The 24,510-nt window shown below is 72.9% G+C and carries 19 protein-coding genes and 3 pseudogenes; 5 read left to right on the top strand and 17 right to left on the bottom strand.

The window, feature by feature from the left end; all coding sequences use genetic code 11:
- Positions 1 to 169 precede the first annotated feature (169 nt).
- Positions 170 to 2,221: a phosphocholine-specific phospholipase C gene (locus CP976_RS36710; RefSeq protein WP_150484193.1), complete on the top strand. Its 2,052-nt coding sequence runs from the start codon at positions 170 to 172 to the stop codon at positions 2,219 to 2,221.
- Here CP976_RS36710 and CP976_RS36715 read toward each other — a convergent pair.
- Together CP976_RS36715 and CP976_RS36720 are read right to left on the bottom strand one after the other, a co-directional pair.
- On the bottom strand, positions 2,211 to 3,158 hold the full coding sequence (locus tag CP976_RS36715) for a DMT family protein (RefSeq protein ID WP_150484194.1): 948 nt from the start codon (positions 3,156 to 3,158) through the stop codon (positions 2,211 to 2,213). The two genes, CP976_RS36710 and CP976_RS36715, sit on opposite strands and share 11 nt — an antisense overlap.
- Positions 3,155 to 4,015: a phosphatase PAP2 family protein gene (locus CP976_RS36720; protein ID WP_150484195.1), complete on the bottom strand. Its 861-nt coding sequence runs from the start codon at positions 4,013 to 4,015 to the stop codon at positions 3,155 to 3,157. The genes CP976_RS36715 and CP976_RS36720 overlap by 4 nt, the downstream gene beginning before the upstream one ends.
- A gap of 166 nt (positions 4,016 to 4,181) precedes the next feature.
- Here CP976_RS36720 and CP976_RS36725 point away from each other — a divergent pair, with 166 nt between their 5' ends.
- Positions 4,182 to 4,790: a TetR/AcrR family transcriptional regulator gene (locus tag CP976_RS36725; protein ID WP_150484196.1), complete on the top strand. Its 609-nt coding sequence runs from the start codon at positions 4,182 to 4,184 to the stop codon at positions 4,788 to 4,790.
- A 171-nt stretch (positions 4,791 to 4,961) separates the two neighbouring features.
- On the opposite strand, the pseudogene CP976_RS36730 reads toward CP976_RS36725, so the two are convergent.
- From CP976_RS36730 to CP976_RS36745, 4 genes and pseudogenes are all read right to left on the bottom strand, one after another.
- Positions 4,962 to 5,882 (bottom strand): annotated as a pseudogene (locus tag CP976_RS36730) (hypothetical protein); the annotation flags it as partial.
- A gap of 537 nt (positions 5,883 to 6,419) precedes the next feature.
- A pseudogene (locus tag CP976_RS44000) lies at positions 6,420 to 6,536 on the bottom strand (DUF2510 domain-containing protein); the annotation flags it as partial.
- Between the two features lie 57 nt (positions 6,537 to 6,593).
- The gene (locus CP976_RS36740; protein ID WP_150484197.1) at positions 6,594 to 7,748 is read right to left on the bottom strand and encodes an anhydro-N-acetylmuramic acid kinase; all 1,155 of its coding nucleotides are present in this window, start codon (positions 7,746 to 7,748) and stop codon (positions 6,594 to 6,596) included.
- Between the two features lie 18 nt (positions 7,749 to 7,766).
- Complete coding sequence (locus CP976_RS36745) at positions 7,767 to 9,083, bottom strand: MFS transporter (RefSeq protein ID WP_150484198.1); 1,317 nt, start codon at positions 9,081 to 9,083, stop codon at positions 7,767 to 7,769.
- Between the two features lie 180 nt (positions 9,084 to 9,263).
- Here CP976_RS36745 and CP976_RS36750 point away from each other — a divergent pair.
- Positions 9,264 to 11,944, top strand: a pseudogene (locus CP976_RS36750) (ATP-binding protein).
- A 1-nt stretch (position 11,945) separates the two neighbouring features.
- Here CP976_RS36750 and CP976_RS36755 read toward each other — a convergent pair.
- The 8 genes from CP976_RS36755 to CP976_RS36790 all read right to left on the bottom strand — a co-directional run bounded on the left by CP976_RS36755 (position 11,946) and on the right by CP976_RS36790 (position 19,245).
- On the bottom strand, positions 11,946 to 12,737 hold the full coding sequence (locus CP976_RS36755; RefSeq protein WP_150484199.1) for an SDR family NAD(P)-dependent oxidoreductase: 792 nt from the start codon (positions 12,735 to 12,737) through the stop codon (positions 11,946 to 11,948).
- Between the two features lie 99 nt (positions 12,738 to 12,836).
- Positions 12,837 to 13,955 (bottom strand): bifunctional 3-oxoadipate enol-lactonase/4-carboxymuconolactone decarboxylase PcaDC, encoded by a 1,119-nt coding sequence (gene pcaDC, locus CP976_RS36760; RefSeq protein WP_150484200.1) that lies wholly within the window; start codon positions 13,953 to 13,955, stop codon positions 12,837 to 12,839.
- On the bottom strand, positions 13,952 to 15,247 hold the full coding sequence (gene pcaB / locus CP976_RS36765; protein ID WP_150484201.1) for a 3-carboxy-cis,cis-muconate cycloisomerase: 1,296 nt from the start codon (positions 15,245 to 15,247) through the stop codon (positions 13,952 to 13,954). Before pcaB ends, pcaDC begins: the two co-directional genes overlap by 4 nt.
- A complete protein-coding gene (gene pcaG, locus CP976_RS36770) occupies positions 15,244 to 15,849 on the bottom strand; it encodes a protocatechuate 3,4-dioxygenase subunit alpha (protein ID WP_150484202.1) in 606 nt (201 codons plus the stop codon). Before pcaG ends, pcaB begins: the two co-directional genes overlap by 4 nt.
- Before the next feature lie 6 nt (positions 15,850 to 15,855).
- On the bottom strand, positions 15,856 to 16,629 hold the full coding sequence (gene pcaH / locus CP976_RS36775) for a protocatechuate 3,4-dioxygenase subunit beta (RefSeq protein WP_150484203.1): 774 nt from the start codon (positions 16,627 to 16,629) through the stop codon (positions 15,856 to 15,858).
- A 17-nt stretch (positions 16,630 to 16,646) separates the two neighbouring features.
- Positions 16,647 to 17,849, bottom strand: a complete 1,203-nt coding sequence (locus CP976_RS36780; protein ID WP_150484204.1) for a thiolase family protein — start codon at positions 17,847 to 17,849, stop codon at positions 16,647 to 16,649.
- Positions 17,846 to 18,490 (bottom strand): CoA transferase subunit B, encoded by a 645-nt coding sequence (locus tag CP976_RS36785; protein ID WP_150484205.1) that lies wholly within the window; start codon positions 18,488 to 18,490, stop codon positions 17,846 to 17,848. The genes CP976_RS36780 and CP976_RS36785 overlap by 4 nt, the downstream gene beginning before the upstream one ends.
- A complete protein-coding gene (locus tag CP976_RS36790) occupies positions 18,490 to 19,245 on the bottom strand; it encodes a CoA transferase subunit A (RefSeq protein WP_150484206.1) in 756 nt (251 codons plus the stop codon). Before CP976_RS36790 ends, CP976_RS36785 begins: the two co-directional genes overlap by 1 nt.
- A gap of 208 nt (positions 19,246 to 19,453) precedes the next feature.
- Here CP976_RS36790 and CP976_RS36795 point away from each other — a divergent pair, with 208 nt between their 5' ends.
- Complete coding sequence (locus tag CP976_RS36795) at positions 19,454 to 19,918, top strand: MarR family winged helix-turn-helix transcriptional regulator (protein WP_150484207.1); 465 nt, start codon at positions 19,454 to 19,456, stop codon at positions 19,916 to 19,918.
- 17 nt (positions 19,919 to 19,935) lie between these two features.
- On the opposite strand, the gene CP976_RS36800 is transcribed toward CP976_RS36795, so the two are convergent.
- The gene (locus tag CP976_RS36800; RefSeq protein ID WP_150484208.1) at positions 19,936 to 20,940 is read right to left on the bottom strand and encodes a DUF3048 domain-containing protein; all 1,005 of its coding nucleotides are present in this window, start codon (positions 20,938 to 20,940) and stop codon (positions 19,936 to 19,938) included.
- 177 nt (positions 20,941 to 21,117) lie between these two features.
- Between CP976_RS36800 and CP976_RS36805 the strand changes: the two genes are divergently transcribed.
- Entirely contained in the window at positions 21,118 to 22,308 is a 1,191-nt protein-coding gene (locus CP976_RS36805) for a zinc-dependent alcohol dehydrogenase (protein WP_150484209.1), read from the top strand.
- Here the strand turns inward: CP976_RS36805 and CP976_RS36810 are convergent.
- Both CP976_RS36810 and CP976_RS36815 read right to left on the bottom strand, forming a co-directional pair.
- Positions 22,286 to 23,305, bottom strand: a complete 1,020-nt coding sequence (locus CP976_RS36810; RefSeq protein WP_150484210.1) for a hypothetical protein — start codon at positions 23,303 to 23,305, stop codon at positions 22,286 to 22,288. The genes CP976_RS36805 and CP976_RS36810 overlap by 23 nt on opposite strands.
- Positions 23,306 to 23,422: 117 nt before the next feature.
- The gene (locus tag CP976_RS36815) at positions 23,423 to 24,487 is read right to left on the bottom strand and encodes an ATP-dependent DNA ligase (protein WP_150484211.1); all 1,065 of its coding nucleotides are present in this window, start codon (positions 24,485 to 24,487) and stop codon (positions 23,423 to 23,425) included.
- Positions 24,488 to 24,510: the final 23 nt, after the last annotated feature.

Raw genomic sequence — 24,510 nt, forward strand, 5'->3', positions numbered from 1 at the left:
GTCCATGACCCTCCCCGGACGATGCCCCGGCACACCTCACGTACCGGCGACCTTCACACGAGTGTCACCGGCCCCTTCCTTGACGTTCGGTGTCCCTGAAACACTCCTTCCGCGCAGATTCCGTCACGTTCCGGCCATCCCGTACCTCAGCATGAGAGGTTTGTCCTTCATGTCCGAAGTCAACCGGCGCCGCTTTCTCCAACTCGCGGGTGCCACCACGGCCTTCAGCGCGCTGTCCGCCAGCATCCAGCGCGCCGCCGCGCTCCCGGCCAATCACCGCACCGGTTCGATCGACGATGTCGAGCACGTCGTCGTCCTGATGCAGGAGAACCGTTCGTTCGACCACTACTTCGGCACCCTGAGAGGCGTCCGCGGCTTCGGCGACCCGCGTCCGGTCACCCTCGACAACGGCAAACCGATATGGCACCAGGAGAAGGACGGCAAGGAGATCCTGCCCTTCCACCCGGACGCCGACGACCTCGGCATGCAGTTCCTGGAAGGCCTGCCGCACTCCTGGCCCGACGGCCAGCAGGCCTACAGCGGCGGCAAGTACGACAAGTGGCTGCCCGCCAAGGGCACCACGACCATGGCGTACCTGACCCGCGAGGACATCCCCTTCCACTACGCCCTCGCCGACGCCTTCACCGTCTGCGACGCCTACCACTGCTCGTTCATCGGCTCCACCGACCCGAACCGCTACTACATGTGGTCCGGCTACACGGGCAACGACGGCACCGGCGGCGGCCCGGTCCTCGGCAACGACGAACTCGGCTACGGCTGGACGACCTACCCCGAGCGCCTGGAGCGGGCCGGCATCTCCTGGAAGATCTACCAGGACATCGGCGACGGCCTCGACGCGAAGGGCTCCTGGGGCTGGATCGAGGACGCCTACCGCGGCAACTACGGTGACAACTCGCTGCTGTACTTCAACAAGTACCGCAACGCCCAGCCCGGCGATCCCTGGTACGACAAGGCCCGTACCGGCACGAACGCCAAGGCCGGCGACGGCTACTTCGACCTGCTGAAGGCCGACGTCAAGGCCGGCAAGCTGCCGCAGATCTCCTGGATCGCCGCCCCCGAGGCCTTCAGTGAGCACTCCAACTGGCCGTCGAACTACGGCGCCTGGTACATCGCCCAGGTCCTGGACGCCCTCACCGCCAATCCGGAGGTCTGGTCGAAGACGGCCCTGTTCATCACCTACGACGAGAACGACGGCTTCTTCGACCACGTCGTGCCGCCCCTGCCGCCGAAGGACGCCTCCCGCGGCAAGTCCACCGTCGACGTGTCCCTCGACCTCTTCCCGGGCGACGGCAAGAACACGGCCGGCCCCTACGGTCTCGGACCCCGGGTGCCGATGCTGGTCGTCTCGCCGTGGAGCAAGGGCGGATACGTCTGCTCGGAGACGTTCGACCACACCTCCATCCTGCGGTTCATGGAACGCCGCTTCGGCGTGCGCGAGAGCAACATCTCGCCATGGCGCCGGGCGATCTGCGGTGACCTGACCTCCGCGTTCGACTTCTCCCGCAAGGACACGCGCCCCGCCCTGCTGCCCGGCACCGACGAGTACGAGCCGCAGGACCGCGAACGCCACCCCGACTACAAGCCCACCCCGCCCGCCGACCCGCGCATGCCCCGGCAGGAACGCGGCCTGCGCCGCGCCCGGCCGCTGAAGTACGCACCGCACGTGGACGCCTCGGTCGACCCGGCGGCCGGCAAGCTCACCCTCGCCTTCGCCTCCGGGCCGAAGGCCGGCGCCGCCTTCCACGTCACCTCCGGCAACCGCGCCGACGGCCCCTGGATGTACACCACCGAGGCCGGCAAGACCCTCTCCGACACCTGGAACTCGGCCTGGTCGGCGGGCTCGTACGACCTGACCGTGCACGGCCCGAACGGCTTCGTGCGGGTCTTCAGGGGGTCGAACAGGACGGCCGGCTGCGAGGTCACCGCACGCCACACCGGTGACGACATCGAGCTGACCTTCACCAACAAGGGCTCCGGCACGGCACGGCTGAAGCTCTCCGACGGTTACGGCGGCCGGCCCTCGACCGTCACCGTCCGGCCCGGCGCCAAGGTAAGGCGGACCGTCGACCTCGCCGCGGGCCGCCGCTGGTACGACCTGACCGTCACCGCCGAGGGCGACGCGGCGTTCCTGCGGCGGTTCGCGGGACACGTCGAGAACGGGCAGCCGGGCGTGAGCGACCCGGCGTTCATCACCGCGTAGCCGAGGTGAGGTGCCCCGGATCGTGCGGCCGGGGCACCAGCGCCGGTTCGGCCGTGGCCGAACCGGGTTCCAGCGCCAGGACGGCGGCCACCGGATGGTCGTCGTCCGCCGGGGCGGCCGCGGGCGTCGCCCGGCTGAGCAGCACCACGCCCCAGGACGCCAGGCCGCCCCCGGCGAGCGCCAGCAGCACGCCCGCCGGACCGCCCTGGAGGCGTTCGCCCAGCAGCGACAGGCCGATCACCGCGGCGGCCAGCGGGTTGGCCAGGGTCACCACCGCGAGCGGGCCGCCGAGACCGCCCCGGTAGGCCGTCTGCGACAGCAGCAGCCCGCCGGCCGCGAAGGCCGCCACGAGCAGTGCCACCCCGATCACCTGGACGCTCAGCAGCGGACCGGACCGGTCCGTCGCCGCCACCGTCACGGTCTGCGTGAGGGCCGAGGCGACCCCGGAGGCCACGCCGGACGCGCTCGCGTGACGCAGCCCCGGGCGGGCGCCCGGCCGGGACAGCACCCCGATAACGGCCGCGGTCGCGCCCGCGACCGCCAGTGCCTCGGGGACACTCAGCACGTCGTCGGGCGCCGGACCGGACGCCGTGACCAGGATCGCGCCCAGGCCGAGCAGCGTCAGCGCGGTGCCCCTCCACTCGACGGGGCTCACCCGCCGCCCGGCGAGGCGCGCGCCCATCGGCACGGCCGCGACCAGGGTGAGCGCGCCGAGCGGCTGGACCACGGTCAGCGGACCGTACTTCAGTGCCACGACGTGTAGCAGCGCGGCAGCCGCGTTCAGCCCGACCGACCACCACCAGGCGACACTGCCGAGCAGCCGCAGCGTGCCCGCACCGGGCGAGCGGGAGGCGAGCCGCTCCTGGGCGACCGCGGCGGCCGCGTAGGCGACGGCGGAGACGAGGGACAGGACCACGGCGACGAGGACGGCGCTCATCGGCCCGCTCCCGCGAGCGCCTGCTCCTCGGCCCGGACCTGGGTCTGGGCCTGGGCCGGTGCGAGCCTGCCCTGCGCGCGGCCCGCCGTCGTCACGGTGCGATGCGGCGAGCGAAGCGAGATGGGGGTCCCCCCGGACGAAGTCTGGGGGAGAATTGCCGCGAAGGCGAGACCCAGCAAGGCGCTCGCCACGATCGCGTCGAGCCAGTAGTGGTTCGCGGTGCCGACGATCACCAGCAGCGTCAGCAGGGGGTGCAGCAGCCACAGCCAGCGCCACCGCGAGCGGGTCGCCACGATCAGGCCGACCGCCACCATCAGGGCCCAGCCGAAGTGCAGCGACGGCATCGCCGCGAACTGGTTCGACAGGGAGTCGGTCGCGGGACTGCCGTACACCGACGGGCCGTACACCCGCGCCGTGTCCACCAGCCCGGTCGCGGCCAGCATGCGCGGTGGGGCGAGCGGGAACAGCAGATGCAGCACCAGGGCGGCGGCGGTGACCGCGGCCAGGACCCGGCGGGCCCATACGTAGTGGGCCGGGCGGCGCAGGTAGAGCCAGATCAGGAAGGCGGCGGTGGCCGGGAAGTGGACGGCCGCGTAGTAGGTGTTCGCGAGGTGCACCAGGCCCTCGCCGTGCAGCAGCAGGGACTGCACCGCCCCCTCGCCGGGCAGCCGGACCGCTCGTTCGAAGTCCCACACGCGGTACGCGTTGTGGAAGGCCTCGACTGTGTGACCCGTGGCCAGCTGCCGGCCGAGCTTGTAGACGAGGAAGAGCCCTGCGACGAGCAGGAGCTCCCGGACGAGCGGCGGTCGCGCTATCGCGTCGGACCCCGCCGGCGCAGGCTCGGTGCGGGCATTCATCCCCCGGCCCTTTCGGTGACGGTACTGCTGTTATCGGTACGAGTGCGTACCGATACGCCAGTGTACCGATACGGCGGCGTACCGGTACACTGGCGTATCGATAGACGAACGACACACCGCCGGCCGGGAATTTTCCGGCCGCCCGAGGAAGCCAGGAGCACAGCCCATGACGTCGCAGGCTGCGGACCGGCCCGAGCCGGCCGGTTCCTCGCGCCGCTCCAAGATCACGCCCGAGCGTGAGCAGGAGTTCTACGACGCCGTGCTGGAGCAGCTCCGCGAGTGCGGCTACGACTCCGTCACCATGGAGGGGATCGCGGCCAGCACCCGGTGCAGCAAGTCCACGCTCTACCGGCAGTGGAAGACCAAGCCCCAGTTCGTGGCGGCGGCGCTGCGCTCACACCGGCGGACGCGCTGCATCGACACCGGCTCGCTCGCGGACGACCTGCGCGAGGCCGCCCGGGCCGCGGGCGAGCTGTCGGGCCGGGACACCAGGCTGCTCCAGGCGCTCGCCCATGCCGCGCCCCAGGACCCCGAGCTGAAGCGCGCGTTGCGCGAGGCGCTGGTCGAACCGGAGATCGCCGCGCTCAAGGAGATCATCCGGCGCGGGGTCGAACGCGGGGAGGTGCCCGCCGATCACCCGGCGCTGGAGTACATCCCCGCGCAGATGTTCGGCGTCCTGCGCATCCGGCCCGTCCTGGAGGGCGAGGACGCGGACCCGGAGTATCTGGTGCGATTCGTGGAGGCGGCGGTGCTGCCGGCACTCGGCCTCACCTGAGACCCGGGCCGCCGTCCACGGGATGACCGGACGGCGACCCGACCGCGCCGACCCGTGGGGACGGGGGCGGCGCGCACCCCCGGCCGGGTGGGGTTCCCCTGTGAGCGGCGGGGGCGCCCCACCCGGCCGACAGTGTCCGGGTCCCTTGTGGTCCGGCTGCGTCCGGTCCGGTCAGACGACCTGGCCGTTGCCGCCGCCCGTCGACACCTTGATGCCCTCGGTGATCTCGTCGAGGACGGACTCCTTCTGGTCGGCGTCGACGCCGAAGCGCACGACGACCATCTGCTTGGGGTTCGCGGGGGAGGGGAACGCGAGCGACTCCACGATGCCGTCGGCGCCCTTGCTCGTGACGGCCTTCCAGCGGACCAGATAGCCCTTCTGCCCGGCCACGGTCACGGACTTGGCGGCCAGCACGTCGTGGGAGGTGATCCCGCCGTAGGACTTCCCGCCGTAGGACTCCTCGGCGTTCGCCGCGATGTCCGCCTTCGCGACCTCCTCGGCGGTGGCGCCCTTGGTGCCGAGGGCCAGGGCCGGTGCCGAGTAGGCTCCGCCCTTCGTGCAGGTCGAGGCGGTGTCGCCGGGGCACTTGTAGGAGTCGTCGGACGTCATCTGCGCGCCGACCGGGACCTCCTGGCCGTACCAGCCCTTCGGGATCGGCAGGCTGATCCCGCTGACCGCGTCGGTCACCGACCCGCTCCTGATCTTCGGCGGCTGGGACTGCCCGGGCGACGGACTCTGACCACCGGAGCCGCCGGATCCACCGTCCCCTCCGGAGCCCCCGGAGTCGCCCGGCCCGCCGAACGGCCCGCCCTGGCCCCCGGGTCCGCCCGGTCCGCCCGGCGCCTGTGGGCTGGCGGAACCGCCGCCCGAGCCGCCGCTGTCGGTCAGCGCGTACACACCGACACCGATGCTGGCGAGCACGACGACGGCTGCCGCCACGGCTATCCCGATCCGCAGCCCTCGCCCCCGGCGGGCGGGCGGAGGTGCGGCGGGGTAGGTGGGATAGCCGGGAACTGCCGGATGGCCGGCGGCGGGCGGATAGCCGGCGGCGGCCGGGTAAGCGGCGCCGCCTGGATACCCCGCGGCTGGCGGTTGTCCGGGATTGCCCGGATACGCGGAGGCTCCTGAGGATGCGGCGGCGGTCGGCTGTCCGGAGTGGGTCGGGTTTTCGGCGGCTGCCGACTGTCCGGCATCGCCCGCATGCCCGGCGGTTCCTGGGAGTGTGGCACCGGTCGGCTGTCCGGCGTCGGCCGGGTTTCCGGCGGTTGCCGGTTGTCCGGGATTGCCCGGATACCCCGGTGTTCCTGGGGTGCCGGCACCACCCGGACTGCCAGTGGCCCCCGGTGCCCCGGCATCAGCCGGCTGCCCCGCTTCGGGCTGTCCAACGCCGGTCAACTGCCCGGCGGCGGCCGGATTCCCGGCACCATCCGGATACCCGGGGGCTCCCGGTGCCCCCGCATCACCTGGTTGCTCAGCGGCCCCCGACTGCTCCGAGGACGACGTGTCCCTTGAGGGCGACGTGTCCCCTGAGGGCACTGGATCCGACAACGGCGCATCACCAGGGGCCGGCTCCGTCGGGGAGGCCTCCGCCGTCGGCGGCTGCGTGGGGGGACCCCAGGTCGCGGCCGGGTCCGCCGGACGGATGCGGTCCGTCCAGGCCTTGCCGTCCCACCAGCGCACGGTGGCGGGCCCGTCACTTTTCTGTCCGGGGTCGGGGTACCACCCGGGAGGAGTCTCCTGCGTCATGCCCCCACCGTATGAGGCGTCGGTGAAAGTGGCATGAGAGGAGCCGAACGGTTCGCGTCAGTCCAGCAGCAGACGCGTCGGACTCCGGTCGGCCGGCGGGGGAAGCCGCAGCCCGTCCCGGCCCGGGGTCACCGACCCGAGCACGGTCGGACGCCGGGCACCGGTGCTCGCGGGCTCGGTGCCGGGCAGGCCGTGCAGCGTGAGGAATCCCAGGACAGCGAAGGCGTAGGCCTCCTTCGCGTCGGACGGCAGCCCGAGTTCGTCCGAGGTGCGAACCGCCACCCCGGGCAGCAGATCTCCGAGCATGCCCATTAGCACAGGGTTGCGGGTCCCGCCACCCGAGGCGACGACCTCCGTCGCGCCCACCGACCGCACGGCGTCCGCCACCGTCCGGGCCGTGAGCATGGTCAGGGTGGCGACGACGTCCTCGGCGGGCAGTGTCCCGAACCCGGCCAGCGCGTCCCGCAGATGGCCGAGGTGGAACAGCTCCTTGCCCGTCGTCTTGGGCGCGGGCAGCGCGTAGTACGGCTCCTCCAGCAGCCGGTCGAGCAGCGGCCCGTGCACCCGGCCGCGGCCGGCCAGGGCCCCGTCCGTGTCGTAGGCCAGGGCCCCGCCGCTGAACCCCCGGGCCGCCGCGTCGATCAGCGCGCAGCCCGGCCCGGTGTCGAAAGCGGTCCCGTCGGGCGCGGTGAGGTTGGCGATACCGCCGACGTTGAGCGCGACGGGCCTGCCCGGCCGGCCGCGCAGCCACAGCAGGTCGAACAGGCTGACCAGCGGAGCGCCCTGCCCGCCGGCGGCGATGTCACGCGGCCGGAAGTCGGCGACCACGGGCAGTCCGGTCGCCTCGGCGATCCACGCCGGCTGCCCGAGCTGGAGCGTGCCGTGCACCTCCTGCTCGGCGACCCAGTGGTAGACGGTCTGCCCGTGCGAGGCCACCGACTCGGCCCGCCCCTCGCACAGTTCCCGGTCGGCCCGGACCGCGGCCGCCGCGAAGGCCTGCCCGATGAGGGTGTCCAGCCGGCACACCTCGCCCAGCGTGGTGGTGCCCGGCGGCAGGGCGGCGGCCAGGCTCTCGCGCAGTTCGCCGTCGTACGGCTCGCTCACCATGCCGAGCGGCTTCAGCACCAGGCTGTCCCCGACGAGGTCCAGCTCGGCCGCCGCCGCGTCGATGGCGTCGTACGACGTCCCGGACATGAGACCGATCACCCGCATCCGATCACCCGCATCCGTTCAACCCGCCTTCTCTTCCGCCTCTTCCGCCGTGTCGGCCACCGCGACCCCCACCCGCCGCCCGGACAGCGTGAGCAGCGCCGGCACGCTCACCGCGCACGTCACCGCCGCGTAGTACGCGGGGACGTCCACGCTCCCCGTCCGCTCGATCGTCTCCGTGATGATGAGCCCGGCGCACCCGGAGAACACCGCATTGGACAGCGCGTAGGCGAGTCCCAGGCCCGTGTAGCGCACCCGGGTCGGGAACATCTCCGACAGCATCGCCGGACCCGGCCCCGCCATCAGCCCCACCACCGCACCGGCGCCGAACACCGCCACTCCCTTCACGGTGTTCGAAACGCCGGGCGCCTGAAGAAGGTTGAGCAGCGGCACCGCGAGGACCACGACCAGCACCGCGCCCGTCAGCATCACCGCCCGCCGCCCGAGCCGGTCGCTGAGCAGCCCCGCCGGCACGATCGTCACCGCGAAGCCCAGGTTGGCCAGCACGGTGGCGACCAGCGCCTGCTGGAAACTCGCGCCCAGCGAACTCTGGAGATACGACGGCAGCACGACGAGGAACGTGTAACCGGCCGCGGCCCACCCCATGATCCGCCCCGCGCCCAGCACGACGGCTCCGACGACCTCGCGCGGGGGAGGCGTCTGCCGTGCCGCCTCCGCGACGAACGCCGGCGTCTCGTCCAGCCGCAGCCTCAGCCACAACGCCCCCAGCCCCAACGGCAGCGTCAGCAGGAACGGCAGCCGCCAGCCCCACGTTCCCAACTGCTCCTCGGTCAGCACCGTGGCGAGCAACGCCGCCGCGCCCGCACCGGCCAGCAGCCCCAGCGCCACCGTGAACGACTGCAACGACCCGTACAGCCCTCGCCTGCCCGGCGGCGCGAACTCCGTCATCACCGACACCGCGCCGCCGAACTCCCCACCGGCGGACAACCCTTGGAGCACCCGCAGACAGGTGAGCAGCCAGGGCGCCAGGGCTCCCGCCTGCGCGTACGTCGGCAACACGCCGATCAGCGTCGTCGCGACCGTCATCAGCGCGATCACCAGAATCAGCACCGGACGACGGCCGACCCGGTCGCCCAGGCGGCCGAAAAGCGCCGCCCCGACAGGCCGGAAGAAGAACGCGAGCGCGAACGACGCGTACGTCTTCACCAGCGCCTCGGCCTCGCTGCCGCCCTCCGGCGTGAAGAACCGCGCCGCGATGATCGTCGCGAAGTAGCCGTAGACGCCGAACTCGTACCACTCGATGAGATTGCCCACCGACCCCGCGACCAGCGCCCGGCGGCCGCGCCGTGTGTCCCGTTCCTGGTGAATGAACGTCACCTCCCGTGCTGTCGCGCCGCGTTGACCCGAAGGGAGCTGGTGGCGGGCCGGTCGCGTCGTGCGGCCGCACCCCATGTCACCCGTCACGGCAACAGGTGCCCGGTCCGCCCTCCACTCAGGCAATCGGAGGACTACGCTCGACGTCTGTACGTCGTTCGGGCGACTTGGGGAGGTAGCGGGATGACGGAGGTACGGCCCACGGCCGGCGCCTCGGCTTCCCTGTGGGAGCGCGACGAGGAAGTCGCCGCCGTCGCGCGGGCGGTCGACCGCCTGTGCGCGGACCGCTCCTCGGCCGGCGGACTCCTGGTCTTCAGCGGCGAGGCAGGACTCGGCAAGACCGCGCTGCTGGCCGAAACCCGCCGCATCGCCGAGGCACGCGGCTGCACGGTCTGGTCGGCCCGCGGCGGCGAGACCCTCAGGTCCGTCCCCTTCAACGTCGTACGGCAGTTGCTGCAACCCGCACTGGTGTCGATGCTGCCGGAGGAGGCACGCGAGTACCTCGGCGACTGGTACGACATCGCCGGCCCCGCCCTCGGCATAGCGGACCCCGGCGACCGGCAGGCCGACCCGCAGGGCGTGTGCGACGGCCTGGTCGCCGCCGTGCGCCGGCTCGCCCGCCGGGAGTGGCCGCTGGTGCTGCTGATCGACGACGCCCACTGGGCCGACCAGGAGACGCTGCACTGGCTCGCGGGGCTCGCCGAGCGCCTCGACGAGATGTCCGTCCTGGTCGTGGTGGCCCGCCGCCCGGGCAAGGTCTCCGGCGCGAGCGCCCGGCACCTCGACACCGTCGCCGCCGCCGCGAACGGCCCCGTCACGGCCCTCAGCGCCCTCACCCCGGACGCCACGGCCGGACTCACCCGAGCCACCCTCGGCGAGCACGCCGACGCCGCGTTCTGCCGCGAGGTCTGGGCCGTCACCGCCGGCAACCCCTACGAGACCGTCGAACTCCTCGCCAAGGTGCGGGACAGCGACCTCCAACCGGTCGAGGCCCGGGCCGGGGAACTGCGCGAGCTGAACCGCTCGGCCCGCGGCGGCGGCCTCGTCGCCCGCCTGGAGGAACTCGGCATCGACGCCACCAGGTTCGCCTGGGCCGCCGCCATCCTCGGCACCGGCATCTCCATCGACCTGGTCGCCAAGCTCGCCACCCTGCGGCCCGACGACGCCCGCCGCTGCGCCGAACTGCTGCGCACCGCCCGCATCCTCACCGCCCCCGACCCGACGACCGGCCGCACCGGAGAAGGCGACCTGGAGTTCGTCCACCCGCTGATCGCCACCGATGTCTACAACTCCATCCCGGACGCCCTGCGCACCGCCATGCACGGCATCGCCGCCCGCATCGTCACCGACGAGGGACACGGCGCCGCGGCGGCCGCCCGGCACCTCCTCGAAGTCCACCCGGACGACGACGAGGAACTCGTCGGCCAACTGCGCGAGGCCGCCCGCGAGCACCTCGCCGTCGGCGCCCCCGACGCGGCCCGCCGCTGCCTGGAGCGTGCCCTGAAGGAACCGCCCCGGCCCGAATCGCACCCCCACGTGCTGTACGAACTGGCCGAGGCCACCTTCCTGACCGCGCCCGCACCATCAGCCAGCTGCGGGCCGCGCTCGGCATGCCGGGCCTCGACGGCGGCAAACGCGTGGACGCCGTCTTCCGGCTCTCCCAGGCGCTGCTCCACAACGACCAGTTGGAGGAGGCCGTCCGCACGGTCGAGGCGGAGGCCGCCCGGCTCCAGCCCGGTCCCGCCCGGATGCGGCTCCAGGCCGTGCACTTCATGTGGGAGGGCCTGCACGCCGGCGAGGCCACCTCACCCGACCGCTCCCGGCGGCTCGCCGACCTCGCGAGCACCTGCACCGGCCGGGACAACTCCGAACGCGCGCTGCTCATCCTGCGCGGCTTCGACGCCCTGATGCACGGCGAGAACGCCGAGGAGGTGGCCGAACTGTGCGACCGCGCCCTCGTCAACGGCCGCCTGGCCCCCGGGCTCGGCTGGACCGACACCGAGTGGGGCATCGAACTGCTGCTGATGCTGGCCAACGCCTACGCCTTCACCGACCGCCTCGACCGCGCCGAGACCCTCTACAACGAGGCCCTGCGCGCCTACGAGACCGCCGGCTGGAGCGGCGGCCACCTCGCCCTGGCCCACGCCTACGTCGGGCTCGGCCACCGCAGACGGGGCCGGCTGAAGGACGCGGAGGCGTCCTTGCGCGAGTCGCTGCGCCTCGCCGAACGCGTCGGCCGCCGCCTGCCCCTGTACTGGACCGCGACCTGCAACCTCGTCGACACGCTGCTCGCCCGCGGCCATGTCGAGGAGGCCTGGGAGGTCGCCGAACGGTACGGCTTCGCCCCGCCCTACCCGTCCACCATCGTCCTGCCGGACCCGCGCTCGGTGCGTGGCCGGCTGCTGCTGGCCGTCGGCCGCACCAAGGACGGCGTCAACGAACTGGAGGCCGCCGAGAAGGCAGCGGCGGCGCGCGGGCACCACAACCCCGTGCTCGTCCCCTGGGCGGCCGACCTCGCCCGGGCCCTGGCCACCGAGGACCCGACCCGCGCCGCCCGGCTCGCCGTGGACGTCCGCCGCCATGCCGAGCGCTTCGGCACGGACACCGCCATAGGCGAGGCCCTGCGCTGCGCCGCCGCCCTGGAGACCGGCCAGCGCGCGGTCCGCCTCGCCGCCCAGGCCGTCGCCTACCTGGAGTCCTCGCCCTGCCAGTACGAGCACGCGGCGGCCCGCATCGAGTACGGCATCGCCGCCCGCTCGGCGACCGACCTCCACCGCGGCCTGGACTTGGCGGTCTCCTGCGGCGCCGACGGACTGGCCGAGCGGGCCCGGGCGGCGCTGAAGGCGGGTGCCGGACCCGGGTAGCTCAGGCGGCGAGCAACTGGTCGGTCACTGCGGCGAGCCGCTCGCGCACCCCGGGGTCGTACGCCGCCTCATGGGCCCGTGCCGGGCTCGTCCCGTCGAAGTACCGGCCGCTGCCCAGGTCGCGCGTGGCCAGGGCCAGCACACCGGCCGCCCCGTCGGCGACCGTGCTCCACGGCGTGACGTCCGCCTCGCGGACCATCGACGTGTCCATGTAGGTCGCCGGGTGCAGCACGTTCACCGAGACGCCGGTGTCGTCCAGTTCCCCGGCGAGCGCGAAGGTGTGCGCGGCGAGCGCGAACTTGCTGCGGCAGTACGCCGACACGCCGTCGTAGCCGCGGGTGAACTCGGGATCCTCGACGACGAGGGGTTCCTGACCGGCCGAACCGACGTTGACGATCCGCGCCGGAGCGTTCGCCCGCAGCACCGGCAGCAGGGCCCGGGTCAGCACGACCGGCGCCAGATAGTTCACCGCCAGCCGCAGCTCGTGCCCGTCGGCGCTCAGCTCACGGCCCGCACCGGGCGTCCCGAACCCCACGCCCGCGTTGTTGACCAGCACGTCGAGGTCGGGATGCGCGTCGGCGACGTGCCCGGCCAGCTCGCGCACCTGCGCCAGCGAGGCCAGGTCGGCGACGAACGCCTCGGCGTCCCCCTCGGCGCGCAGTTCCCCGGCCAGCCGCTCGGTGCGGTCCGCGTCCCGGCCGTGGACGAGGACGACATGCCCGGAGCGGACGAGTTCGAAGGCGACGTACCGGCCGAGCCCCGAGGTGGCGCCGGTGATCAGGATGGTGGACATGCCCCCACCGTAGGCACGCCGGGCGGGCCGGAGCGAGCTGCCTGCGAACCTACGACCGGCAGGGACACCCACCCCGGCGCCCACGAGGCGCTCCGGCGTCTACGAGGCGCCGTCCTCCTCCGCCAGCACCCGCTGGGCCGCAGCGAACGCCGAGTTCGCCGCCGGGACCCCGCAGTACACCGCCGTCTGGAGCAGCACCGCGCCGATCTCCTCCGGCGTGAGCCCGTTGCGGCGGGCCGCCCGGACGTGCATGGCCAGTTCGTCGTAGTGGCCGTGCGCCACCAGGGCGGTGAGGGTGATCATGCTGCGCTCGCGGCGCGACAGCGTCGGATCGGTCCAGATCTCGCCCCAGGCGTAGCGCGAGATGAAGTCCTGGAAGCGGGCCGTGAAGGGGGTCTGCCGGGCCTGCGCCCGGTCGACGTGTGCGTCGCCGAGCACCTCGCGCCGCACCTCCATACCGCGCCCGGCGGGCCCGCCGAAGTGCGCGCGCAGCGCGGTCAGCACCGCCTCCGGGCACTGCGCGGGCGCCAGGTGCGAGGCGCCCGGGATCTCCACGAGCGCCGCGCCCGGCACGGCGTCGGCGATCTCCCGCAGATGCGCGGGCGGTGTCGCCGGATCGTCCCGCCCGGCCACCAGCAGCGTCGGCACGGCGATCTCGGGCAGCCGGTCCCGCAGGTCGAACGCGGCGAGCGCGTCACAGCAGGCGGCGTACGCGTCCGGATCGGCGCGGCGGTGGTCGTCCACCAGCTCCGGCACGGTGAAACCGGACGTGAACCAGCGCGCGTCCGCACTCTCCGCCAGCCCGGCCAGCCCCTCCCGCCGCACCAGCGCGGCCCGCTCCTCCCAGGGCTTCGACCCGTTGAAGTGCGCGGAGGAGCAGATCACGGCGAGGGTCGAGAGCCGCTCCGGACGGTGCACCGCGAGATGCAGCCCCACGGCCCCGCCCAGCGACACACCCGCGTACGCGAACCGCTCGATCCCGAGCGAGTCGGCGAGCGCAAGCACCAGGTCGGCGAGGTCCCCGACCGTCGCGCCCGCGCTGATGAGACCGGCGGCCGAGCCGCCGTGTCCCGGCAGGTCCCAGCGGACCACCCGATGGGCGATCGACAGCTCGGGGGCCACCTTGTCCCACAGGGCGTTCGACGTGCCGAGGGAAGGCCCGAGCAGCAGCGGGGGTGCGGAAGCGGGCCCTTCGGCACGGTGGTCGAGGAGTGTCAACGTCGCTCCAGAGCACGGTCGGTGAGGGCTCCGGCGGAGCCGGTGTAGTGGGTGGGATCGAGGTCAGTGTCCGCCAGCTCCGGTGCCTCGGCCAGCGGGCGCCCCTCGGAGGCCAGCCGGGTCAGGAGTTCCTTGGCGCGGGCGCGGCCCAGCACCGGGGCCAGCTCGGCGGAGAGCCGCTCGGAGATGATCAACCCCTGGGTGAGATCCAGGTGTTCGCGCATGACGCCGGGCCTGACCCGCAGTCCCTCCGCCAGCTCGGCGGCGTCCCGGGCGGCCCCGCCGGCCAGCCGCAGCAGGTCGCGCAGCGGCTCCCACTCCGCGTGCCAGGCCCCGGCCGGCCGCTCGTCCTCCGCCGCCATCGACCCGTACAGCGTGGCCGCGAGCTGCGGTGCCCGCCGCGCGGCGGAGGCGATCAGGGTGGACCGCACGGGATTGGACTTGTGCGGCATGGCGGACGAACCCCCGCCGCTGCTCTCCGCGACCTCGCCGATCTCGGTGCGCGACAGGGTGAGGACGTCCACGGCGAGCTTGCCGAGCGCGCCCGCCGTGAAGGCCAGGCAGCCGGCGAGATCGGCGACGGGCGTCCGCAGGGTGTGCCAGGGCAGATCGGGTGCCCGGAGGCCGAGTTCACGGGCGTAGGCCACCGGCAGCGCGGCCGGATCGCTCGCGCCGTACGCCCCGAAAGCCGCCAACGTGCCCGCAGCGCCACCGAGTTGGGCCGGCAGCGAGTCCCTCACGGCCTTCGCCCGGTCCCGCGCGTCGAGGACGAGCGCCCGCCATCCGGCCGCCTTCAGCCCGAACGTCGTCGGTACGGCGTGCTGGGTCAGCGTCCGCCCCGGCAGCGCGGTGTCACGGTGTTCGGCGGCCAGCCGCGCCAGCGCCCGTTCCGTGCGGCCGAGATCGGCGAGGACCAGCTCCAGGGTGCGCACCGCGACCAGCATCGTCGCGGTGTCCATGATGTCCTGGCTGGTCGCGCCCCGGTGGACGTAGGGGCCGTACTCCTCGCCGATGGCCTTCGTCAGCTCCGCGACCAGGGGGATGACGGGGTTGCCGCCCGCGCGGGCCCGCTCGGCGAGGGACCGGACGTCGAAGGCACCGGCGTCGGCCGCCTCGGTCACCGCCGTCGCCGCCTCGGCGGGGGCCAGCCCGAGCGCCGCCTGGGCCCGGGTCAGCGCGGCCTCCGCGTCGAGCAGCGCCCGCAGATAGGCGTGGTCGCTCGTGGCGGACGCCGCCGCCGAGCCGGCCCACCCGGGGGCGAGCAGGCCGGTGTCACCTTGAGCAGCTGTCACTGGAACTCCAGGAAGACCGTCTCGCCTTCGCCCTGAAGACGGATGTCGAAACGGTACGTGCCGCCGGCCTCCGCCACGGCGATCAGCGTGTCGCGCCGCCCGTCCTCCAGCCCGGACAGCAGCGGATCTGCGGCGAGCACCGCCTCGTCGCCCGGCAGGTAGATGCGGGTGTACAGGTGCACGAGAAGCCCCCGCGCGAAGACGCACACGCTGATGTACGGCGCGCTCCGCCCGCGCGCACCGGGCCGCAGCGTGCGCGCGTACCAGTGGCCGTTCGCGTCGGTCTGGATCCGTCCCCAGCCCGTGAACTCCACGCCGTTGCGCCCGAGGAAGCCGCCCGACGCCGGGTCGCGACGCATCGACCCGTCCGCCGTCGGCACGTTGCCGTCCGGGGCCGCGCCCCACAGCTCGATCAGGGCGTCCGGCAGCGGAACGCCCGCGCCATCGGTGACGTACCCGTGCACGGTGACCGTGTCCGGATGCCCCAGGGGTGCGATGTCCTCGCCACCGCGGAACGGCAGGGCGTGGCCGTAGAACGGGCCGACGGTGTGCGACGGGGTGGGCAGCACGTTCTCCGGCCTGCTGGTGTCGATCTTCGTCATGGCAGGTCAGCGCCCTTCTTCGATCCAGGTGGCGTTCGGGCCGTCCAGCACGATGTCCCAGTGGTAGCCCATCGAGAACTCCGGCACCGACAGGGCGTGGTCGTACGTCGCGACCAGCCGCTGCCGGGCCGCGTCGTCGGTCACCGACTGGATGATCGGGTCGTAGGGGAACAGCGGGTCGCTCGGGAAGTACATCTGCGTCACGAGCCGCTGGGTGAACGCGGTGCCGAAGAGCGAGAAGTGGATGTGCGCCGGGCGCCAGGCGTTGAGGTGCTGGCGCCACGGGTACGGGCCCGGCTGGACGGTGGTGAAGTGGTAGCGGCCCTCGTCGTCGGTGAGCGTGCGGCCCACACCCGTGAAGTTCGGGTCCAGCGGGGCGTCGTGCTGCTCGCGCTGGTGGGCGTAGCGGCCCGCCGAGTTGGCCTGCCAGATCTCCACGAGCTGCCCGCGGATCGGGCGGCCGTCGCGGTCCAGCAGCCGGCCGGAGACGGTGATGCGCTCGCCGATCGGCTCGCCGTCGTGCTGCCGGGTGAGGTCGCTGTCGACCTCGGTGATGTCCCGCTCCCCGAAGGCCGGGGAGGCCAGCTCCACCAGCTCCGGGTCCTTGCTGACGTCGATCGTGACCAGCGGCTGCTTCGGGTGGCGGAGCACTGAGGAGCGGTACGGGGCGTAGTCACGACGCGGCTGGTGCTCGACGGGCCCGCCGTCGGCGAGCCGCTTCTCGTACGCGGCGCGCTCGGCCGCGATCTCCTGGTCGATGTCGTGCTGGGTGAGAGTCATCGTGATCCTGCGTTTCGTCAACGTTCGAGGACGAGGGCGAGGCCTTGGCCCACCCCGATACAAAGCGTGGCGACACCGACACCGCCGCCACGCCGGGCCAGCTGATGGGCAACGGTGCCGGCAAGCCGAGCCCCCGACGCCCCCAGCGGATGCCCGAGAGCGATCGCACCACCCTGCGGATTGAGGATCGCGGGATCGAACTCGGGCCACTCGGCCACACACCCCAGCACCTGCGCGGCGAACGCCTCGTTCAGCTCCAGCACGGACAGGTTGTCGAAGCCCTTGCCGGCCTTGGCCAAAGCCCGGTTGACCGCCTCCACGGGCGCCAGCCCGAAGTAGTGCGGGTCGATCGCGGAGACGCCGGTGGCGGACACCCGGGCCAGCGGCTCGCGCCCCGTAGCCCTCAACCCCTCCTCATCCACCAGCAGCAGCGCCGCCGCACCGTCGTTCAACGGCGACGCGTTGCCCGCCGTCACCGTCCCGCCCTCCGTACGGAACGACGGCTTCAGCCTGGCCATCGCCGCCAGGGACGCATCCGGACGGACACACTCGTCGGCGGCGAAGACCACCGGGTCGCCCTTGCGCTGCGGAATCTCCACCGGCGCCAACTCGGCGTCGAAGAACCGGGCCCGCTGAGCCTCCGCGGCCTTCTCGTGACTGCGCAGCGCGAACTCGTCCTGCTGCTCCCGTCCGATCTTGTGCTTGTCGGCGATGAGTTCCGCGCTCTCGCCCAGCGGGATCGTCCACTGCGGCTCCATGCGCGGGTTGACCATGCGCCAGCCGAGGGTGGTGGAGTACAGCTCGGTGTGCCCGGCCGGGAAGGGCCTGTCGCTCTTCGGCAGGACGTACGGCGCCCGGGTCATCGACTCGACCCCGCCGGCCAGCGCGATCGAGGCGTCGCCGACGGCGATCGCACGGGCCGCCTGGATCACGGCCTCCAGGCCGGACGCGCACAGCCGGTTGACGGTCACGCCCGGCACGGAGGTGGGCAGGCCCGCGAGCAGGGCGGCCATCCGGCCGACGTTGCGGTTCTCCTCACCGGCGCCGTTGGCGTTTCCGAAGTACACGTCCTCGATCCGCGCCGGATCCAACTCCGGTGAACGGGCGAGGAGTTCGCGGATGGCGTGCGCGGCCAGGTCGTCCGGGCGCACGCCGGCCAGTGCGCCGTTGTAGCGGCCGATCGGCGTGCGGACCGCGTCGACGATGTAGACGTCCTTCACTTCACGCCCTCCGGCACGGTCAGTTCGGCGTCGGTCTTGGCGGCGATCTCGGCAGCGGTCACGCCGGGCGCGGTCTCCACCAGGACGAGCCCGTCGTCGGTGACGTCCAGGACGCCGAGGTCGGTGATGATCCGGTTCACGCACGCCTTGCCGGTCAGCGGCAGGGCGCACTCGGTGAGGATCTTCGGGGTGCCGTCCTTGGCGGTGTGCGTCATGACGACGATGACCGTACGGGCGCCGTGCACCAGGTCCATGGCCCCGCCGATTCCGGTGATCAGCTTGCCGGGGATCGCCCAGTTGGCCAGGTCGCCCCGCGCGGACACCTGCATGGCACCGAGCACGGCCACGTCGATGTGCCCGCCCCGGATCATCGAGAACGACAGCGCCGAGTCGAAGTAGGAGGCGCCCGGCAGGACCGTCACCGTCTCCTTCCCGGCGTTGATCAGGTCCGGGTCGACCTGGTCCTCGGTGGGGTAGGGGCCCGTGCCCAGGATGCCGTTCTCCGATTCGAGGACGACCTCGACGTCCTCGGGGAGGTAGTTGGGGATCAGGGTGGGCAGGCCGATGCCCAGATTGACGTACTGGCCGTCCCGCAGCTCCAGCGCCGCCCGTGCGGCCATCTCCTCGCGACTCCAGGCCATCAGGACCTCACCGTCCGCTGCTCGATCTTCTTGTCCGCCGCCTGCCCAGGGGTGAGCGCGAGCACCCGCTGCACGAAGATCCCCGGCAGATGCACCGCGTCCGGGTCGATCCGGCCGGGCTCCACCAGCTCCTCCACCTCGGCGATCGTGACCCGCCCCGCCATCGCGGCCAGGGGGTTGAAGTTCCGGGCGGACTTGCTGAAGACCAGATTGCCGTGCCGGTCGCCCTTCGCGGCCCGGACCAGGGCGAAGTCGGTCCGGATGCCCCGCTCCAGCACGTACTCCGTCCCGTCGAACTCCCGGACCTCCTTCGCCGGCGAGGCCACCGCGACACCCCCGGAGCCGTCGTAGCGCCACGGCAGCCCGCCCTCGGCGACCTGCGTGCCCACCCCGGCGGGGGTGTAGAAGGCGGGGATCCCGGCGCCGCCGGCCCGCAGCCGCTCGGCCAGCGTGCCCTGCGGGATCAGCTCGACCTCCAGCTCACCGGCGAGGTACTGCCGGGCGAACTCCTTGTTGGCGCCGATGTAGGAGCCCGTCACCCGGGCGATCCGGCCGGCGGCCAGCAGGACCGCCAGGCCCGACTCCATCGCCCCGCAGTTGTTGGAGACCACCGACAGCCCGGCCACCCCGCGCTCGTACAGCGCCCCGATCAGCACGTTCGGCACACCGCTCAGCCCGAAACCGCCCACCGCGAGCGACGCGCCGTCCGGGACGTCGGCCACCGCCTCCAGGGCTGTGGCGACCACCTTGTCCATCCGAGAAGCCCCATCTCTTCCGAGCGTCCTGACCCAGATTTAGTCAGGGCACTGAGTATTTCCGCGAAGCTCCCCTCACGCTGCCACCGGGACGGCAGGGCGTCAAGACCTGGGGAGATCGGCCTCTGATGCCTTGCGCGGAGGGCGGACAGTCCAGGAGTAGCCGGGTATTGTTCAGTGCACCAACGAAAACGAGCGAGGGGTGCACATGGCGGCGGCGGACCTCACCACCCACCCCGGGCACCTGGCCCGGCGGCTCCAGCAGGCGCACTACCTGCTGTGGAACACGATGGTCTCCGAGGAGATCACCTCGCCCCAGTACGCGGTCCTCAACACGCTTGTCGACGAGCCCGGGCTGGACCAGCGCACGGTGGGGGAGCGGGTGGGCCTGGACCGGTCGACCATCGCCGAGGTGATCAGCCGGCTCTGCCGGCGCGGACTCCTCGACAAGGTCCGCGACCCGGAGGACGGCCGCCGTTTCCTGCTGCGCCTCACGGAGGAGGGCGTGCGCACGCACCGCAAGCTGACCGTGCGCACCGCCCGGATGAACCAGGTGTTCCTCGCCCCGCTGACCGCCGAGGAGCGGACGGTGTTCTTCGACCTCATCCGGCGTGTCGCGGACGCGGCCGAGGGGCTGCGCAACCCGGGGGAGTCCCTGGTGGCGCCCGGCTGACGGGCGCGGTCCGCAGGTCAGGACGCCTTGGCGTACACCACCCACACCTGGCCCTTCGCGAAGTTCACCGGTGAGCCGTCACCGGTGGTGAACGCCGTGCCGTCCGCGGCGTCCTCGCGCTCCCAGTTCACGTCGTAGGCCCGCCCGTCGCGCAGCACCCTGGCTTTCCCGGAGCCCACCGTCTCGGTGTACGGCGTGTTGTTGCCGAGGAAGTCGCGGAAGCCGGACTCGCGCACCTTCACGTACTGCACGACGACCGTCGCGGCCGCCATCTGCTTCCCGTCGGCCGTGGTGGCGGGCGCGCCGTCCATGCCGACCAGCCAGCGGTCCCGGGAGTCCGACCAGGTGAAGGTGAAGCGGGCCGCCGGGTAGCGCACCGTCTGTGAGGCCGTCGCCGTGCCGCCGTCCGGGGCGGAGCCGTAGCGGAAGCCGGTGGTCAGGGCGGCCTGTCCCGGTGCTTCGGGCACGAGCCGCTCCGGCCGCAGGTAGAGGTTGTGCGGGGCGGGCTTGCCGGAGCCGCGGAAGTAGGCCTCGGAGGCGCTGCCCGGCGTCTCCGCCCGCAGCGGTGCGCTGTCGATCAGTGGCAGGAGTTTCTTCTGCGCGCCGGAGAAGGCGAGGACGGGGCGGTCGAACTGGCGCAGCAGCTCCAGATCCGACTCGCGTGCGCTGCGTACCGGGCCGACCGACTTCGGCAACCGCGTCGCGTACACCGCCATCAGCCGGCTCAGTCCACCCTCGACCTGCTCCGCGTACACCACGTCCGCGGCGTCGAGGCCGGTGTGCGGCCGGGCCGCGGCGGCGTTGTCGAGCTTGACGGCGAGCAGAGAGGGGCCGGTCGCCGAGGGCGATGCGCCCTGCTCCGACTCGCCGGCGGATCCCCGTCCGTCGTCGCCGGGGGCGCCCCCGCCGGTGCAGCCCGCCGCCAGGGCGGCCGTCACCGTGGCGGCCAGCAGCGCCGCCGTCGTCGCGGCGCGCCGACCGCGCGCCCCTCGTTCCCTGGTCACCGTCGCCACCGGCCTCATGTCATCGATTTGCCTTGATTGTGTACTTATATGTCCACCGGTGGCTATACCCGATCGTTTTTGACGGAGGATCTCCGCTTCGTCCGCCGATCGGCGCAAGGTTGCAGGGCGGGACGCCCGGGTACCCGGGCGTCGCCGAACCACCGACGCGCACGCTGACGGAGGGAGCGCGAGGCGATGAGGGCAGTGACCTGGCAGGGCAAGCGGGACGTCCGCGTGGAGAACGTGCCCGATCCGGAGATCCAGGAACCGACGGACGCGGTCATCCGCGTCACCTCCACCGGGCTGTGCGGCTCCGACCTGCACCTGTACGAGGTGCTCACACCGTTCATGACCCCCGGGGACATCCTCGGCCACGAACCCATCGGCATCGTCGAGGAGGTCGGCGCCGGCGTCCCGGACCTCCAGGCCGGGGACCGGGTCGTGGTGCCGTTCCAGATCGCTTGCGGCAACTGCTGGATGTGCCTCACCGGCCTGCCCACCCAGTGCGAGACCACCCAGGTCCACGGCGAGGGCATGGGAGCCGCCCTGTTCGGCTACACCCGCCTGTACGGCGCGGTGCCGGGCGCCCAGGCCGAGTACCTGCGCGTCCCGCAGGCGCAGTACGGCCCGATCAAGGTGCCGGAGGGCCCGCCCGACGACCGTTTCGTCTACCTCTCCGACGTCCTGCCCACCGCCTGGCAGGCGGTCGCCTACGCCGACGTCCCACAGGGCGGCAGCATCGCCGTGCTCGGCCTCGGCCCCATCGGCGACATGGCCTGCCGCGTGGCCCAGGTCAAGGGCGCCGGTCGGGTGTTCGGCGTGGACCTGGTCCCGGAGCGGCTGGACCGGGCGCGCTCGCGCGGCGTGGAGACCTACGACCTCAGGTCCTTCGACAGCGAGAAGGAACTCGTCGAGGCCATCCGCGACGAGACCGACGGCCGCGGCCCCGACGCCGTGATCGACGCGGTCGGCACCGAGGCCCACGGCAGCGCGGCGGCCAAGCTCGCCCAGCAGGCCTCGGCGATGCTGCCCCGCAAGCTGGGCGGCCCGCTCGCCGAACGCTTCAGCATCGACCGTCTCGCCGCCCTCTACACCGCCATCGACCTGGTCCGGCGCGGCGGCACCATCTCGCTGTCCGGCGTCTACGGCGGCATGGCCGACCCGCTGCCGATGCTCACGCTGTTCGATAAGCAGATCCAGATGCGGATGGGCCAGGCCAACGTCCGCCGCTGGAGCGACGACATCATCCCGTACCTGACCGACGAGGACCCGCTCGGCGTCGAGGACTTCGCCACCCACCGCGTGCCGCTGTCGCAGGCCCCGCACGCGTACGAGATGTTCCAGCGCAAGCAGGACGGCGCGGTCAAGGTGCTGATGCAGCCCTGATCCCCCGCGCCGCCTCCTCGCGTGCGCGCAGGTCTCCGTGGAGACGGGCGAACACCGCGCACACCAGCGGCATGACCACCGGGGGCAGCAGGAGAAGCGCGACGGCTGTGGGCAGGATCTTCACCAGCACGCCGGTGATCCACACGTTGTCGTCGCTGAGCCACAGCATGCCGAGTCCGGCGAGGTGGGCGAGGGGAGCGGCCGCGTAGCGGGCCGCCCCGAAGACGAGTACGGCGGCCGCGGTGACCAGCGTGCCCACCCCGAGGGTGTGCCACCGTGCGCGGCGGGTCAGCACCCAGGAGCGGTGCAAGGCCGCGAACGGGGAACGGCGCTCCAGCACCGTCTCGGCAGTGGCCACCGAGAGGCGGAAGTACAGCAGCGGGCCGAGGCACCCGATCGCGATCGGCAGCGCCCAGCCCACGAGCATGCACTGCGGGGTCGCGGTTTCGTGCAGGGGAGTGGGCTCGACACCGGGCACCTCGCCGCTGTCGACGAGGCCCCACAGCGCCAGGCCCGCCACCTCCACGGCGCCCACGGCCAGTCCGGTCAGCGCGTTGACCAGGAGGGCGGCGGGCAAGCGCGGACGGGTGCGCCGCCACACCTCTCGGGTGGTCAGCGGTCCGCCGTCGCGCGCGGCGTGAGCGTCGACGACGGCGTACGCGGCGTGCAGGACGGAGACGACGAGCAGGGCCAGGACGAGCAGCAGCAGCGACACCGCGGCCCCGGCCCGTACCAACGGGGGCATGCCGCCGTCGGCGTACGCCACGTAGGAGTCCTCGTCGGCGATGTTGGAGTCCGCGTAGTCGCGGACGCCCTCGAAGGTGTCCCAGGTCGCCGCGAATCCGCCGGCCAGGATCACGCAGCCCGCCACCGCTGTCAGGACGGAGACGTGGAGGGTGAGGCCGTACAGCGCGCGGCGGTGGCGTCCCACGACGCCGAGCGCCCCGCCGATGCCGACGGCCGCGCGGCCGGTCGACTGGTTTCCGTCGGGTGCCATCGGCCGGCCTGACCTCCCATGCGGTTCTGCGGTGACGCCGGCCAAGACGCCGGGCGGGGCGCGTGGGGTTCCCGGGACCGAGTTCACTCACTCCCGCAGGCTCACGGGCGACCGCTCCTAGGCGCCGAAGATCTCCGTCAGGTCATAGCGGACCGGCTCCTGAAGCTGCGCGTACGTGCAGCTCTCCGCAGTCCGGTCCGGGCGCCAGCGGCGGAAGCGGGCGGTGTGGCGGAAGCGCTGTCCGTTCTCCATGTGGTCGTACGCCACCTCGGCCACCCGCTCCGGCCGCAGCGGCACCCACGACAGGTCCTTGCGGCCCGACCAGCGGCTCGGTGCCCCAGGCAGCCGGGCCTTCTCGTGGGCGGCCTCGTCGGACCAGGCCGCCCACGGATGCCCCTGGACGTCGTCCATGCGCAGCGGCTCCAGTTCCTCCACCAGCTCGGCGCGCCGCTTCATCGCGAACGCGGCGGACACGCCCACGTGCTGGAGCGTGCCCCGGTCGTCATACAGGCCGAGCAGCAGCGAGCCCACCACGGGGCCGCTCTTGTGCAGGCGGTACCCGGCGACGACCACATCCGCCGTACGCTCGTGCTTGATCTTGAACATGGCGCGCTCGTCCGGCCGGTAGCGCACGGTCAGCGGCTTGGCGATGACGCCGTCCAGGCCCGCCCCCTCGTACTGCTCGAACCAGCTGCGCGCCACCTCGATGTCGGTGGTCGCCGGAGCCAGGTGCACCGGCGCCGTCACCCCCGACAGCTCCCGTTCGAGCAGCTCCCGCCGGTCGGTCAGCGGGACGTCCATCACCGACTCGTCTCCCAGCGCCAGCAGATCGAAGGCGACGAACGAGGCCGGTGTCCGCTCGGCCAGCATCCGCACGCGCGAGTCCGCCGGGTGGATCCGCTCCGTCAGCGCGTCGAAGTCCAGATGCCCCTCCCGCGCGATCACGATCTCCCCGTCCACCACCGAGCGCTGGGGCAACCGCTCCCGCACGGCCGTCACCAGCTCGGGAAAATACCTGGTCAGAGGCTTTCCGGTACGGCTGCCGAGCTCGACCTCGTCCCCGTCGCGGAAGACGATCGCCCGGAACCCGTCCCACTTCGCCTCGTACTGCATGCCCGCCGGGATCGCCGCCACGGACTTGGCGAGCATCGGCAGCACAGGGGGCATCACCGGCAGATCCATGGTCCGATTCTGCGCCCATAGAG

Source organism: Streptomyces coeruleorubidus, assembly GCF_008705135.1.
GTDB classification, from domain to species: domain Bacteria; phylum Actinomycetota; class Actinomycetes; order Streptomycetales; family Streptomycetaceae; genus Streptomyces; species Streptomyces coeruleofuscus.

What these genes read in the sequence shown, in the direction of transcription:
- CP976_RS36720 (WP_150484195.1), bottom strand. Translation starts at nt 4,015, where the DNA reads ATGAATGCCCGCACCGAGCCTGCGCCGGCGGGGTCCGACGCGATAGCG.
- CP976_RS36725 (WP_150484196.1), top strand. Translation starts at nt 4,182, where the DNA reads ATGACGTCGCAGGCTGCGGACCGGCCCGAGCCGGCCGGTTCCTCGCGC.
- CP976_RS36810 (WP_150484210.1), bottom strand. Translation starts at nt 23,305, where the DNA reads ATGGCACCCGACGGAAACCAGTCGACCGGCCGCGCGGCCGTCGGCATC.
- CP976_RS36740 (WP_150484197.1), bottom strand. Translation starts at nt 7,748, where the DNA reads ATGCGGGTGATCGGTCTCATGTCCGGGACGTCGTACGACGCCATCGAC.
- CP976_RS36785 (WP_150484205.1), bottom strand. Translation starts at nt 18,490, where the DNA reads ATGGCCTGGAGTCGCGAGGAGATGGCCGCACGGGCGGCGCTGGAGCTG.
- CP976_RS36805 (WP_150484209.1), top strand. Translation starts at nt 21,118, where the DNA reads ATGAGGGCAGTGACCTGGCAGGGCAAGCGGGACGTCCGCGTGGAGAAC.
- CP976_RS36795 (WP_150484207.1), top strand. Translation starts at nt 19,454, where the DNA reads ATGGCGGCGGCGGACCTCACCACCCACCCCGGGCACCTGGCCCGGCGG.
- pcaG (WP_150484202.1), bottom strand. Translation starts at nt 15,849, where the DNA reads ATGACGAAGATCGACACCAGCAGGCCGGAGAACGTGCTGCCCACCCCG.
- CP976_RS36800 (WP_150484208.1), bottom strand. Translation starts at nt 20,940, where the DNA reads ATGAGGCCGGTGGCGACGGTGACCAGGGAACGAGGGGCGCGCGGTCGG.
- CP976_RS36715 (WP_150484194.1), bottom strand. Translation starts at nt 3,158, where the DNA reads ATGAGCGCCGTCCTCGTCGCCGTGGTCCTGTCCCTCGTCTCCGCCGTC.
- CP976_RS36755 (WP_150484199.1), bottom strand. Translation starts at nt 12,737, where the DNA reads ATGTCCACCATCCTGATCACCGGCGCCACCTCGGGGCTCGGCCGGTAC.
- CP976_RS36710 (WP_150484193.1), top strand. Translation starts at nt 170, where the DNA reads ATGTCCGAAGTCAACCGGCGCCGCTTTCTCCAACTCGCGGGTGCCACC.
- CP976_RS36790 (WP_150484206.1), bottom strand. Translation starts at nt 19,245, where the DNA reads ATGGACAAGGTGGTCGCCACAGCCCTGGAGGCGGTGGCCGACGTCCCG.
- pcaH (WP_150484203.1), bottom strand. Translation starts at nt 16,629, where the DNA reads ATGACTCTCACCCAGCACGACATCGACCAGGAGATCGCGGCCGAGCGC.
- CP976_RS36815 (WP_150484211.1), bottom strand. Translation starts at nt 24,487, where the DNA reads ATGGATCTGCCGGTGATGCCCCCTGTGCTGCCGATGCTCGCCAAGTCC.